Origin of the sequence: Pseudomonas zeae, assembly GCF_014268485.2 — a bacterium.
In the GTDB taxonomy this organism is placed as follows: Bacteria; Pseudomonadota; Gammaproteobacteria; order Pseudomonadales; family Pseudomonadaceae; genus Aquipseudomonas; species Aquipseudomonas neuropathica.
On sequence record NZ_CP077090.1, the window covers coordinates 5,185,103 to 5,198,221 of the forward strand.

The 13,119-nt window shown below is 57.9% G+C and carries 13 protein-coding genes and 2 pseudogenes; 6 read left to right on the plus strand and 9 right to left on the minus strand.

The window, feature by feature from the left end:
• Positions 1 to 103 precede the first annotated feature (103 nt).
• Together HU754_RS22910 and HU754_RS22915 are read right to left on the minus strand one after the other, a co-directional pair.
• The gene (locus HU754_RS22910; protein ID WP_099756982.1) at positions 104 to 1,459 is read right to left on the minus strand and encodes a GntP family permease; all 1,356 of its coding nucleotides are present in this window, start codon (positions 1,457 to 1,459) and stop codon (positions 104 to 106) included.
• An 82-nt stretch (positions 1,460 to 1,541) separates the two neighbouring features.
• Positions 1,542 to 2,075 (minus strand): gluconokinase, encoded by a 534-nt coding sequence (locus HU754_RS22915; protein ID WP_093430445.1) that lies wholly within the window; start codon positions 2,073 to 2,075, stop codon positions 1,542 to 1,544.
• Positions 2,076 to 2,291: 216 nt separating this feature from the next.
• Here HU754_RS22915 and gntR point away from each other — a divergent pair, with 216 nt between their 5' ends.
• Complete coding sequence (gene gntR, locus HU754_RS22920) at positions 2,292 to 3,323, plus strand: HTH-type transcriptional regulator GntR (RefSeq protein WP_093430446.1); 1,032 nt, start codon at positions 2,292 to 2,294, stop codon at positions 3,321 to 3,323.
• Between the two features lie 139 nt (positions 3,324 to 3,462).
• Here the strand turns inward: gntR and HU754_RS22925 are convergent, their stop codons facing one another.
• Positions 3,463 to 4,335, minus strand: a complete 873-nt coding sequence (locus HU754_RS22925; RefSeq protein ID WP_186625338.1) for a LysR family transcriptional regulator — start codon at positions 4,333 to 4,335, stop codon at positions 3,463 to 3,465.
• A 122-nt stretch (positions 4,336 to 4,457) separates the two neighbouring features.
• Between HU754_RS22925 and HU754_RS22930 the strand changes: the two genes are divergently transcribed.
• From HU754_RS22930 to HU754_RS22940, 3 genes are all read left to right on the plus strand, one after another.
• Positions 4,458 to 4,898: a PACE efflux transporter gene (locus tag HU754_RS22930; protein ID WP_034153370.1), complete on the plus strand. Its 441-nt coding sequence runs from the start codon at positions 4,458 to 4,460 to the stop codon at positions 4,896 to 4,898.
• A gap of 125 nt (positions 4,899 to 5,023) precedes the next feature.
• Entirely contained in the window at positions 5,024 to 6,448 is a 1,425-nt protein-coding gene (locus HU754_RS22935) for an MFS transporter (protein ID WP_186625336.1), read from the plus strand.
• A 154-nt stretch (positions 6,449 to 6,602) separates the two neighbouring features.
• The gene (locus tag HU754_RS22940; RefSeq protein ID WP_186625334.1) at positions 6,603 to 7,148 is read left to right on the plus strand and encodes a hypothetical protein; all 546 of its coding nucleotides are present in this window, start codon (positions 6,603 to 6,605) and stop codon (positions 7,146 to 7,148) included.
• Between the two features lie 136 nt (positions 7,149 to 7,284).
• On the opposite strand, the gene HU754_RS29855 is transcribed toward HU754_RS22940, so the two are convergent.
• The 3 genes and pseudogenes from HU754_RS29855 to HU754_RS22950 form a co-directional block, all read right to left on the minus strand.
• Complete coding sequence (locus tag HU754_RS29855) at positions 7,285 to 7,824, minus strand: methyl-accepting chemotaxis protein (protein ID WP_225919999.1); 540 nt, start codon at positions 7,822 to 7,824, stop codon at positions 7,285 to 7,287.
• 3 nt (positions 7,825 to 7,827) lie between these two features.
• Positions 7,828 to 8,604, minus strand: a pseudogene (locus HU754_RS29860) (PAS domain-containing protein); the annotation flags it as partial.
• A 547-nt stretch (positions 8,605 to 9,151) separates the two neighbouring features.
• A pseudogene (locus HU754_RS22950) lies at positions 9,152 to 9,343 on the minus strand (fatty acid desaturase); the annotation flags it as partial.
• A gap of 325 nt (positions 9,344 to 9,668) precedes the next feature.
• Between HU754_RS22950 and HU754_RS22955 the strand changes: the two are divergent.
• Positions 9,669 to 10,085 carry a GNAT family N-acetyltransferase gene (locus HU754_RS22955; RefSeq protein WP_093430453.1) on the plus strand — a complete coding sequence of 139 codons (417 nt, stop codon included), beginning with the start codon at positions 9,669 to 9,671 and terminating at the stop codon, positions 10,083 to 10,085.
• Between the two features lie 120 nt (positions 10,086 to 10,205).
• On the opposite strand, the gene def is transcribed toward HU754_RS22955, so the two are convergent.
• The 3 genes from def to HU754_RS22970 all read right to left on the minus strand — a co-directional run bounded on the left by def (position 10,206) and on the right by HU754_RS22970 (position 12,054).
• On the minus strand, positions 10,206 to 10,745 hold the full coding sequence (def, locus tag HU754_RS22960) for a peptide deformylase (protein ID WP_099756987.1): 540 nt from the start codon (positions 10,743 to 10,745) through the stop codon (positions 10,206 to 10,208).
• 2 nt (positions 10,746 to 10,747) lie between these two features.
• Positions 10,748 to 11,698, minus strand: coding sequence for a YihY/virulence factor BrkB family protein (locus HU754_RS22965; protein WP_007917840.1), 951 nt, complete (start codon positions 11,696 to 11,698; stop codon positions 10,748 to 10,750).
• 164 nt (positions 11,699 to 11,862) lie between these two features.
• Positions 11,863 to 12,054 carry a CsbD family protein gene (locus tag HU754_RS22970; RefSeq protein WP_027612573.1) on the minus strand — a complete coding sequence of 64 codons (192 nt, stop codon included), beginning with the start codon at positions 12,052 to 12,054 and terminating at the stop codon, positions 11,863 to 11,865.
• Between the two features lie 197 nt (positions 12,055 to 12,251).
• Between HU754_RS22970 and HU754_RS22975 the strand changes: the two genes are divergently transcribed.
• Entirely contained in the window at positions 12,252 to 12,629 is a 378-nt protein-coding gene (locus tag HU754_RS22975) for a hypothetical protein (RefSeq protein ID WP_007917843.1), read from the plus strand.
• Positions 12,630 to 13,119 lie beyond the last annotated feature (490 nt).

Genomic DNA, 13,119 nt, shown 5'->3' on the forward strand with positions numbered 1-13,119 from the left:
CGCGAGCAGGCTCGCTCCCACATTGGTTTTGTGTGTAGCGAAGAAATCATCACCCACAAAAAAACCGCATCGCTGCGGTTTTTTTGTGCCTGCGTGAAGTCGCTTAAACGAACAGCGACAACAGCAGGATAAAGCCCAACGCAACGATGGACAGGATGGTTTCCATTGCCGTCCAGGTCTTGAACGTCTCGGCCACGGTCATGTTGAAGTACTGCTTCACCAGCCAGAAACCGGCGTCGTTCACGTGCGACAGAATCAACGAACCGGCGCCCGTAGCGAGTACCAGCAACTCACGGTTAACGCCCGGAATCATCCCCACCACCGGCACGACAATGCCCGCGCCCGTGATGGTCGCCACAGTTGCCGAACCGGTCGCGATACGGATCACCGCCGCCACCAGCCACGCCAACAGGATCGGCGAGATCTGTGCGCTGACCGCCATGTGGCCGATCACGTCGCCCACACCGCTGGTCACCAGCATCTGCTTGAAACCACCGCCGGCACCGATGATCAGAATGATCGCGGCGGTTGGCGCCAGGCTCGCGTCGAGCCACTTGAGCATCTGCTGGGAACCGATGCCCTGCTTGTGCCCGAAGGTGTACAGCGACAGCAGCAACGCCAGCAGCAGTGCCGAGATCGGGTGACCGATCATGTCCATCCAGGTGCGGAAGAAGTGACCGTCCGGCAGCGCCACGTCAGCGAAGGTTTTCAGCAGCATCAGGAACACCGGCAACAGCACGGTGATCAGGGTGATGGTGAAGCTCGGCAGCTTGGCCGAGTCGTCGTTTTCGCGGGCCAGTTGATCGACCAGTTCCTGATTCGGGTGACCCGGAATGTGCTTGGCGATAAACGTACCGAAGATCGGACCGGCAATGATCGCGGTCGGCAGCGCAACGATCAGACCGTAAAGAATGGTCTTGCCGATGTCAGCGCCGAACACGCCGATGGCCAGCAGCGGCCCCGGGTGCGGCGGCACCAGACCGTGCACGGCGGACAGACCGGCGAGCAGCGGGATACCGATCTTGATGATCGACACGCCGGTGCGGCGCGCAACGATGAACACCAACGGAATCAGCAGCACGAAGCCGATTTCGAAGAACAGCGGGATGCCGACAAGGAATGCGGCGAACATCATCGCCCACTGGACTTTGTCTTTGCCGAACGCCCGGATCAGGGTCTGGGCGATCTGATCCGCCCCGCCCGACTCGGCCATCATTTTGCCGAGCATGGTGCCCAGCGCAAGGATGATGCCGACGAAACCGAGCACGCCACCGAAGCCGTCCTGGAACGCTTTGATGATGGTGCCGATCGGCATGCCCGACGTCAGGCCGAGGAACGCGGCGGCGATGGTCAGGGAAATGAACGGGTGAATCTTGAATTTGGTGATCAGGATAATCAGGCCGATTACCGTGACCACTGCATCGAGCAGCAGGTAGGCGTCGTGGGACATGCCAAACATTGGGGGTGTCTCCTGGATTGTTGTTGTTATTGAAGCGGGTTAAACAGAAGTCGGAAGGACAGCGCTATCTCTTTCAACACACTCATACCGCTTGTTTCAGACCGTGGGCCTGCCACCAGACGTGAGCCTGGGACGCCAGTTCTTCAACACTGTGGATCGAAGCATTCAACGCCAACGTCAACGGCTCACCTATCGGCGATTCGAGGGTGGCGAACTGGCTTTCGATCAACGTCGCGGGCATGAAGTGGCCCGGACGGTGGGACACACGTTCAGCGGCAACTTCAGGGGTCAATTCAAGAAACACGAAACCCAGGCCCGGCAAGGCGCTGCGCAACACTTCGCGATAACTGTGTTTAAGGGCCGAGCAGGTCAGCACCGGGCGTTTGCCCAGCGCGTCGACGCGACGCAGTTCATCGCACAGGCTGTCGAGCCAGCCGGCACGGTCGTCGTCGTTCAGGGGGATCCCCGCGCTCATCTTTTCGATGTTCGCGGCCGGATGGAAAGTATCGCCTTCAATGGCAGTGGCGCCGCTCAATTGGCACAGGGCCTCGCTGACGCACGTCTTGCCGCAACCGGCAACGCCCATGATGACCAGGGCGGTGATGGGATGACTCATATAACACCTCAGCGCGCAGACAGCGCTACCTTTGCTAGCTATGACTCTAGTGCACAGGCAGAAGTTGCCGACGCCTTCTTGTCGTTTTTTTGGGTTGCAGCAGGTTTGTTCCCAACGCCAAAAAGCGAAGATCAGGCAAGACCTCGCTTACGCATTTACAGCTGCATCAGGACAGCGCTACCTTAGTGCCTTGATTTTTGTTTGGCAAGCCGCCCGATGACCTCCCCTAAAAACGATAAAAACACTCGCACCACCGGCCGTCCCACCCTGAATGAAGTTGCCCGTCTGGCCGGTGTCAGCCCGATTACTGCCTCCCGGGCCTTGCGCGGTGTCAGCACCGTGGCCACTGACCTTGTGGAAAAAGTCCAGAAAGCCGCGCTCGAACTCAACTACGTGGTCAACCCTGCCGCCCGCGCATTGGCCTCGGCGCAGAGCCATTCGGTGGTGGTTCTGGTGCCTTCGTTATCCAACTTGCTGTTCATCGATACGCTGGAAGCCATTCATCGGGTACTGACGCCCAAAGGCTTCGAAGTGCTGATCGGCAACTTCCACTATTCACGTGATGAAGAAGAAAACCTGCTGCGCAACTACATGGCCTATCAGCCGCGTGGATTTTTGCTGACCGGATTTGATCGCACGGAAAGTTCACGACGAATGATCGAGGCGAGCAATATTCCCTGCGTGTACATGATGGAACTGGACAGCGCTGCCGGAGTGAATTGCGTAGGGTTCTCGCAACTGAGTGCCGGTGAAACGGCGGCCGAACATTTGCTTTCGCGTGGGCGCAAGCGTCTGGCTTACATCGGTGCGCAACTTGATCAGCGCACCTTGTTGCGCGGTGAAGGCTTTCGCAAAGCGTTGCAAAAGGCCGGACGTTACGACCCGGATCTAGAAGTACTGACGCCTCGTTCTTCATCGGTGGGCTTGGGCGGGGAGTTGTTTTTGCAATTGCTCGCGGCGCATCCGGACGTTGATGCGATCTTCTTCGGTAACGATGACCTGGCGCAGGGTGCGTTGCTGGAGGCGCTGCGCAACGGCATCAAGATTCCTGAGCAGGTAGCGATTCTCGGTTTCAACGACTTGCCAATGTCCGAACACATGGTGCCGCGCCTGAGCAGCATCAACACCCCGCGTGAAGCGATTGGCCGGCGCGCGGCGGAGCAGATGCTGACGTTGATGGCCGGTAACAGCGTGGCGCGGCCGGTGGAAGACATGGGCTTTGAACTGAAGATTCGCGAAAGCACCTGACCTCCCACAGATTCAAGGTTGAAACACAATCCCTGTGGGAGCGAGCCTGCTCGCGAAAGCGCGATGTAAGATAAGTATGTGCCGACTGACACGACGCTTTCGCGAGCAGGCTCGCTCCCACATTGGATCTCCACAGTCGCTAGTGGCTGAGCAGATCAACCAGAGCCAGTGCGCCCTTTTGTAAGGGCTGGCTCTTGAGCCATACCGCATGCACCGGCATCACCAGACCATTTTCGATGTTGCGGAAATTCAGCCGTTTCAGTCGCCCGGACTCGATCCGCGACTGCACCACCGACAGCGGGAAATTACCCCAGCCCAATCCTGCCTCGACCATTTCCATGGCCGTCTCGAGATTGTCCGTGCGCCAATACGACTCCGCCACCAACGGCCGTGTTTCGCTGATTGGCAAGTCACGACTGGCGACGATGATCTGCCGTACATGCACCAGATCCTCGAGAAACAGATCCTGCCCCTGCAACAACGGACTGTCCGCCGCCAGGGTGGCGATCATCCGTTCGCTGCCGACAAACTGAAAACGCTCCAGCACATTCATGCTCAATCCGGCGAACGCCAGGCACAGGCTGACGCGGCCGCTGTGCAGCATCGCCAATACGTCGTCCTGCGGCGCGGTCAGCACTTCGATATCGAGCAGCGGATGCCGCTCGGCGATCAGCTTGATCGCCGCCAGCAAACGGCGCCGGTCGATGTCCGCGACCACGGCGATCGACAGCTTGCTCTCCAGCCCCAGCGACAGTTCCACCGCGTGCACTTGCAGTTGCTTGAGCTGCTCGGCGATCAGCCGCGCATGCGGCACCAGCGACAGCGCCATTGCCGTGGGTTGTGGTTCGCGATGGCTGCGGTCGAACAGCAGATAACCGAGTTCCGCCTCAAGGTTGCCGATGCCCATACTTACGGCCGACGGGACTTTGCCCAGCGCACGCGCCGCCGCCGAAAACGAGCCGCGTTCGATTACGGCAAGAAACAGCTCGATGCTGTCACTGTTGAAATTCACTTTGCACACCTATCAACAAAACTGAAAGCTACTGACTTTTTCTGTCAGCGCTATTGAAGCTATCTTTTGCCGCCTTCGCCAGTCCCGCTGGCCAACAAACGGCAAGAAAGAGGCAACTCCCCATGCAAGGCGTCAAACGCAAACTGGTCTATGTGTCGCTCTATGAAGTAATCGGCATGACCTTCTCCGCCCTCGGTCTGGCGTTGTTGTCCGGCACTTCACCGGGCAGCACCGGACCACTGGCGGTGATCATCACCACCATCGCCGTGACCTGGAACTTCATTTACACCTCGTTGTTCGAGCACTGGGAAAGCCGCCAGCAATCGCGCACGCGCACAGTGAAACGCCGTATCGCTCACGCGGTGGGCTTTCAACTGACGCTGATCGTGTTTCTGATTCCATTGATCGCGTGGTGGATGAACATCAGTCTGGTGCAGGCGTTTCTATTGGATCTGGCGCTGATCATTTTCATCCCCTGCTACACGTTTGCCTTCAATTGGCTGTTTGACCGGATTTTCGGGCTGCCAGCCTCGGCGCTACCGGATTCGGCGGCTGCGGCATAAATCGTTAATTCGTAAGCAGATATTGCGAGAATTCAGCGGTTTATCTGTTTAATCCGCCGATATTCACAATCCGTGAACTCCGATAGCAGGCTAAGCTTTTCCATCAATAAAAAATGGACCAGCCCATGACTGCACACGCCCCCGCCACCGCGCAAAGCGACGGCATCGACCCGATACGCGCCGCTCAGGTGTCCGCCCGCATCGATCGCCTTCCGGCGGTCGCGACGATCTGGCGGCTGGTGGCGCTGCTGTCGATCGGTGGATTTTTCGAACTCTACGACCTGTTCCAGACCGCTTACATCAGCCCCGGGCTGATCCGCGACGGGATCTTTGCCACTGGCAATCAGGGCGTGTTCGGTTTCTCTGATCAAGCGGCGTTTGCCTCGGCAACGTTTCTCGGCCTGTTCCTCGGCGCCAGTCTGCTCAGCCCATTGGCGGATCGTTTCGGCCGCCGTGCGATCTTCACCTTCGCCCTGGTCTGGTACACGGTGGCGACGGTGTTGATGGGGATTCAGAGTTCGGCGCTGGGCATCATCTGCATGCGCTTTCTGGTTGGCATCGGCCTGGGCATCGAGTTGGTCACCATTGATGCCTACCTCTCGGAACTGGTGCCGAAACGCATGCGCAGCTCAGCCTTTGCCTTCGCGTTTTTCGTGCAGTTCCTGTCGGTGCCGGCGGTGGCATTGATGTCGTGGTGGCTGGTGCCGCAAGCGCCGTTCGGTGTCTCCGGCTGGCGCTGGGTGGTGCTGGCCAGTGCGGTGTTTGCGCTGTTTATCTGGTGGCTGCGCAAACGTCTGCCGGAATCGCCGCGCTGGCTCGCGCAGCATGGCCGCTTTGAGGAAGCCAACCGGATTCTCGACCACATTGAAACCCGTTGCCAGAAGGACTACGGCAAACCGCTGGACGCCCCCGAAGCCGTGCCCGTCGACGTCGAAGGCAAGGGCCGTTTTGCCGATATCTGGCAGCCGCCGTATCGTCGCCGCGCGTTGATGCTGATCGTCTTCCACATCTTCCAGGCAATCGGTTTCTTCGGTTTCGGCAACTGGCTGCCGGCGCTGCTGTCCGGCCAAGGCGTCAGCGTCACCCACAGTTTGATGTACGCCTTCATCATCACCCTCGCCTACCCGCTCGGGCCGCTGCTGTTCGTGAAGTTCGCCAACCGCTTCGAAAACAAATGGCAGATCGTCGGCTCAGCCCTCGGCGCGATGACCTTCGGCACCTTGTTCGCCCTGCAGACCAGCGCATTCGGGCTGATCTTCTGCGGGGTGATGATCACCTTCTGCAATGCCTGGCTGAGTTTCAGCTATCACTCGTACCAGAGCGAACTGTTCCCGACCAACATCCGCGCGCGCGCCGTGGGTTTCTGTTATTCGTTCAGTCGCTTGTCGACAGTGTTCAGCAGCTTGTTGATCGGCTTGTTTCTCGACAATTTCGGTACGCCGGGGGTATTGGCGTTTATCGTCAGCAGCATGCTGATCGTGATGCTGACCATCGGCTGGTTCGGCCCGCGCACGCGCAATCTGGCGCTGGAGAACATCGCTCATCGCTGATGGGACAACGGTCATCCTCTGCCACTTATCGGCAAGGGATGACCGCCACGAACACCTGACTGATGATCAAGTTGTTGAAATAAAAGGATTTATTCAAAAGGCACGGTAATTGCTCCGATACGCGAGTCAGCAATTACCTACAGGTCCGCACATCATGTTGATCAGTGCCAAACAACAGCAAATCATTCATCTGCCCAAAGCGGTGAATGACGATGCGACGTCCATCGCCGCAGCCGGTCTGCAAGGTGGTCTGCACGGCGCCATGCTGCAAACCCTGCAAAACCAGACCCAGGCGCAAACCGCCGAAGCCACCGCCAAAGTGCAGGACTCGGCCACACAGATCGCCACCCAGCAAGTCAGCGAAGCCTCACGCATCAGCGATAACGTCGACGAAGCGTTCGCCAAGACCCGCGTGAACCTGCAATCGACCGACGCCACCACAGCCTCGGCGGCATCCGCCACTGACGAGTTCAAGGACTACATGAGCAAGACGCCGGAACAGCGTCTGCGCGACAGTATCCTGCAGTCCATGGGGCTGACCGAAGACGACATCAAAGCCATGCCGCCGGAGAAACAACTGGCCATCGGCAAAGAGATCGCCGAGCGCTTGCAGGACAAAATGAAGTTGGCGCAGGCGGAAAAAGACAACGATGTGAAGGACAGCGACAAGCAGGCGGGCAAGTTTCTCGCTGCGCTGTGATTTCCAGGTCGCCTGAAATCAAATGTGGAAGCGAGCCTGCTCGCGAAGGCGGTGAACCAATCAACGTAGATGTTGAATGTTCCGCCGCCTTCGCGAGCAGGCTCGCTCCCACAGTTTTTTGTGTGTTCAGGAAAGATCAGTTCAGTTGCAGGGTCTCATTGAACTGACTGATCGCGTCCACCACATGCCGCGAGCCCTGCTGAATTTCCAGAATCACCTCCCCTGCTTCATTCGCCAGCTCCACACCTAGCCCGGTGCGACTCAGGCTTGACTGCATGCTCGACACCGCACTCAGCGACAGGTCATGGTTTTTGCGCACCACCTCGACAATCTCCAGCGTCGCCTGACTGGTACGCGCCGCGAGGCTACGCACTTCATCCGCAACCACGGCAAACCCGCGTCCATGTTCACCGGCTCGCGCCGCTTCGATGGCGGCATTGAGCGCCAGCAAGTTGGTCTGGTCGGCAATGCCGCGAATGGTCTGGACGATGGTGCCGATGATGTCCGATTGCTTACTCACCGCATCGATACTCGCCGCCGCTTCGTTGAGGTCGCGGGAGATGTCCTGGATGATCTGCACGGTTTGCTGCACGACCTGTGAGCCTTTTTGCGCGCAGGCGTCGTTTTGTACCGAGGTGCTGTGGGCCGATTCAGCAGCGTTCTGCAGCGTGGTCATCTGATGGGTGATGTCGCTGGCGAACTTGACCACTTTGTACAGGCGACCCTTGGCGTCGAACAGTGGGTTGTACGACGCTTCCAGATAGACCATGTGCCCGGACTTGTTCTTGCGCTCGAAACGATGCGAGTGATATTCGCCGCGATTGAGCGAGGCCCAGAATGCCTTGTATTGCGAGGATTCCGCTTCGCTGCGATGGCAGAACATGCTGTGGTGATGACCGACGATTTCGTTGAGCGAGTACTGCATGGTCTTCAGAAAGTTGTCGTTGGCGGCGATGACATTACCTTCCGGGGTGAACTCGATTACCGCCATCGAGCGGCTGATCGCGGCCAGCATGCTTTCTTCTTCATGTTCCTTGTTGATCCGCGCGGTGATGTCCGCCGCTACTTTGATCACGCTTCTGACTTGCTTGTCCGGGCCATACACCGGCATGTAACTGGCTTCGAGCCAAACCTCCCTGCCGCCCTTGTTCAAACGCAGAAAAGTGCCGCTGATGGGCTCACCGCGAGCCAGATCACGCCACAACCTGGCGTACTCCTCACTGCGGTAAAACGCTTCCTCACAAAAGATCCGGTGATGCTTACCGCGCACTTCATCGGCGCTGTAACCCATGGTCTTGCAGAAGTTTTCGTTGGCATCCAGGACGATGCCCTCAGGGGTGAACTCGATCATTGCCATCGAACGGCTGATCGCTTCCAGTTTGGCGTTGGCCTCGGTCAGGGCGCAGCTGAAGCGCTCGATTTCCTGCAGGTCAGCCTTGTGATGTAGGTTGAACATGGTTGTATCACCTTCCGCGCGGACTTTTGATTTGATGAAAGTTCAGTTCTTTCACGATCCACCACTACGTTCCACAGAACAGGCACACGCATTCCTCCACGGGAGGAAGTTGTCAGGTGATAAATGATGATCAATCGGAGTGTCCATGCAGCGACGCTCTAATCAAGACATCCTTCTCTTGATAGCCCGCACGCGGGCCAGCCCTAACGCGTTGAAGAACTTCCATGTAAGCGACGCTCCTTGTTGGTTCAGTGTCGGTGCCTTGGCTTGCGCACTCTGGCAGCATGAATTCACGGACTAACCCTGCATTTCAGCCATGTTTTGACATGACGGTCGACATAGTTAGTTACAGATAGCATAGCCAGCACGAAGCCTTGCGCAAGGCCACTAGTCGGCCAGTATCTGGCACTTTTTGCACAAGAATCGGTTCAGCACGAGGAGAAATGCTGCCGGAGCGGACGCTTTCGCGAGCAAGCTCGCTCCCACATTGGAATGCGTTTCTCCTGTGGGAGCGAGCTTGCTCGCGAAGGCAAAAGTTGCAGCACTACAAAAACAACAGCGGAATCAGCACCAAGGTGCTCAAGGCACGGCCCAGCCAGTGACTATTGAGAACAATGGCAAACCAGCCGCCATAGACGCCGATCAGCAACAGCCAGGTTGGCCACTCGGTACGAGCGGTGAGACGTTGGCACAGGGTTTCGATCTGCTGACGATGGACGGCGTCGAAGTAATGGGGCATGGCGTTGCTCGGAACGGGGATCGTCCCCTTCTGTGCAACGACGCAGTGCAATCTTGCAGATTATTTTCGGATGCAGGCAGGAGCCCGAGAACCGGGCTCCCGAAAGGCGTGATCAGTGACCGAAGATGTCGACTTTCTTGGCTTTCTTCTCCGCGCGTTTTTCAATCGCGGTCTTGGCCGGTTTCTTCTTCGCGGCTTTCTTTGAATCCATACCTTTGGACATGATGCGTACTCCACTCACAGGGGATGTGAGGTCAGGTATACACCTATCCAGAGCCGTGCGTTCTTTTATAATCGGCGCTTTTCACGCCGACAGTCCGATCCCATGCCCGACACCCAATACAGCCTGCTCGACGAGTCGTTATGGCCGTTGATGAACAAGTTTTACCGCAGCCACCAGTCCTCGATGAAAGCGGTTCGCGAGGCACAGTTATGGGTGGCGCGGCGCGGAGAGATCGTTGGCGCGCTGTGCTTGCGGCCAGTGTCCGGCGGGCATTGGTTGACCGGGTTGTTCGTTGATCCGGGGTGTCGTGAACAGGGCGTTGCCGCAAAGCTGATTGCAGCGGCGGTGCAGGATGTGAGCGAGCCGGTGTGGCTGTTCTGCCATCCGGATTTGCGCGGTTTTTATGAGCGACGCGGGTTCACGTTCGACCCGGCCCTGCCCCAGGCGATGGCGGAGCGCTTGAGCCGGTATGCGCGGAGCAAGCCGATGATTGCGATGGAGCTGGCCCCCTCCGCCTAACAAAACCCTGTAGGAGTGAGCCTGCTCGCGATAGCGGTGTGTCAGTCACCGAAAATGTCACTGACAGACCGCTATCGCGAGCAGGCTCACTCCTACAGGGGGGCGTGGTGTTCTCGGGGATCAATCGTCAGCTGTGGGATCAAGATCCGGGAACATCACTTCGGTAAAACCGAACTTAGTGAAGTCGGTGATCCGCGACGGGTACAACCGGCCGATCAGGTGATCGCATTCGTGCTGCACAACGCGGGCGTGGAAACCTGACGCGATACGCACAATCGGCTCGCCCTTCGGATCAAACCCTTCATAGCGAATCTGCTGATAACGATCCACCGCACCACGCAAACCCGGCACCGACAGACACCCTTCGAAGCCCTCCTCCATCAACGGACTCAACGGCGTGATCAGCGGATTGATCAGGATCGTCTGCGGCACCGCTTCAGCGTCCGGGTAACGTTCGCTGTGTTCAAAACCAAAGATCACCAGTTGCAGATCGACACCGATCTGCGGCGCCGCCAGGCCAACGCCACCGACGCTTTCCATGGTCTGGAACATATCGTCGATCAGTTGCCACAGCTCGGGGCTGTCGAACATCTCGACCGGCACGGGCGGGGCAATGCGCAGCAGGCGCTCGTCGCCCATTTTCAGAATTTCACGGATCATGATCAGACTTCGTCAGTGTCCGGCTTGAGCGAATGATCGCGGCCCAGGCCCGAGACGTGTTGTTTGGGATGTTCATCGAGTTCGCCGGGGACTTTCTCACCCGCATCCTTGCCCTCGCTGGACATGTGCTCGATCACCGCATTCATCTCGGCGCCGAGCAACAGCACCGCAGCGGAAATGTAGAAGTACAGCAACAGCACGATGATCGCCCCGATGCTGCCATACATCGCGTTGTAGTTGGCGAAGGTCTTCACGTAGAAGGCGAAACCCAACGAGGCGATGATCCACACCACCACGGCCAATACCGAACCGGGGGTGATGAAGCGGAATTCCTGTTTGACGTCAGGCATGACGTAGTAGATCAGTGCCACCGCGACCATCATCAGAATCACGATCACCGGCCAACGCGCGATGGTCCACACGGTGACGATGAAGTCTTCCAGCCCCACCTGCGCGGCGATCCAGCCCATCACCTGCGGCCCGAGCACCATCAGCGCGGCGGCCACCAGGAGCATGCCGGCAATGCCGACGGTGTAGACAATCGACAGTGGAAAACGCTTCCAGATCGGTCGGCCTTCGACCACGTCATACGCGGCGTTCATCGCGCTCATCATCAAGCGCACGCCAGCGGAGGCGGTGTACAGGGCGATAACAATACCGACGGAAAGCAGGCCACCCTTGGACTGCTGTAACTGGTCAATCACCGGATTGACCTGCTCCAGTGCCTGCGGTGGCAAGACCAGTTCCGATTGCAGGCGCAGCCAAGAGAAGAAGTCCGGCAGGTGCAGGAAACCGATCAGGGCGATCAGGAACAGAATGAACGGGAACAGCGAGAACAGCATCTGGTAGGCCAGTGCCGAGGCATAGGTCGACATCTCGTCGTCGACGAATTCAGTGACCGTGCGCACCATCACCCGGTGCAGGGGCAGACCTTTCATGTCCGGAAATATCATTCGCGTCTCCTTTCGCCGCAATACAGGTTGAAGTCGTGGCGACTCAGGGGCCGTTTTTTACATCACGGTAGCCTGTTTGGCGAACCTCGTCGGGTTGCTGCAGGCTTTTGACACAAAAACGGCCATCCTTGGATGGCCGTTCATGTATTTCGTTCAAGGCTGAATTACGCCTTGTCGACACCTTTCTTGATGGCGTCCTTGGCTTTACCGACCGCTTGCTGGGCCTCGCCTTTTTTCTCTTGCAGTTTGCCTTCGGCTTGCAGCTTGGTGTTGTCGGTGGCTTTACCGACGCCTTGCTTGACGTTGCCGACCGCTTCATTAGCCATGCCTTTTACTTTATCGCCTGTGCTACTCATGGTGTTTCTCCTTGGTGCATTAAGAGGGAAAAGTCAGTACGTAATGATTGACTGGCCGGATTTGCGCCAAGTTTCATTTATTTTCAGCGGCTCATTTCGTCGCGGCGTGCAGGTTGGGCTTTATGTTTGCGTGCGTAGCCCCGAGAATGCGCAACATATGGGCGTCAAGCGCCAGGAACCGATCCCGCAGGAATGTTATGAAACTCGATAAAACGCAGGCCATTGCCCGTCGCAACAAGGAACTGGGCGGCGCCGTGCTCGGCACCAACAACTGCCACTTCGCCGAACTGAACCGTAACCGCAACATCTGGTGGTTCGACCTGCCGGTGTCGCGTCTGGCCATCGGTCAGTACGAGTGGATTCACCTGCTGATGCACACACCGGCCACTGACGAATTGCTGCACCTGAAAGTGCCGACAGTGTTTCTGCGTGAAAAGCTGGAGGGGCTGGTGATTCGCAACGAAGGCAAGCGCAAGGCGGCGTTGAGCCTGGAACTGAGTGCGGACAAGGATTCGTATCTGCAGGACATGCGTCCGGCGGGGACTAACGTGAATTTCGCGCCGTTTCGTCAGTAGGATTTGTGCAGCCCCCTTCCCCTCACCCTAGCCCTCTCCCAAGGGAGAGGGAACTGACCGAGGTGTCTGGATGAGCTGCACCGACCTGAGATATCGAGTCGAACTCAGGTTCTGAACAGCATGAAGATCTGCTCCCTTACCCATTGGGAGAGGGAACTGACCGAGGTGTCTGGATGAGCCACACCGACCTGAGATATCGGGTCGAACTCAGGTTCTGAACAGCATGAAGATCTGCTCCCTTACCCATTGGGAGAGGGGACTGACCGAGGTGTCTGGATGAGCTGCACCGACCTGAGATATCGAGTCGAATTCGGGTTCTGAACAGCGTGAAGATCTGCTCCCTTTCTCCTTGGGTGACGGACTGACCGAAGTGTCTGGACGAGGTACGCCCGACTTGAGATATCGAGTCGAACTCAGGTTCTGAACAGCCCCCGTTCGGCTCCCTCTCCCTCGGGAGAGGGCTGGGGTGAGGGGTAGGCTCAACGCGAAA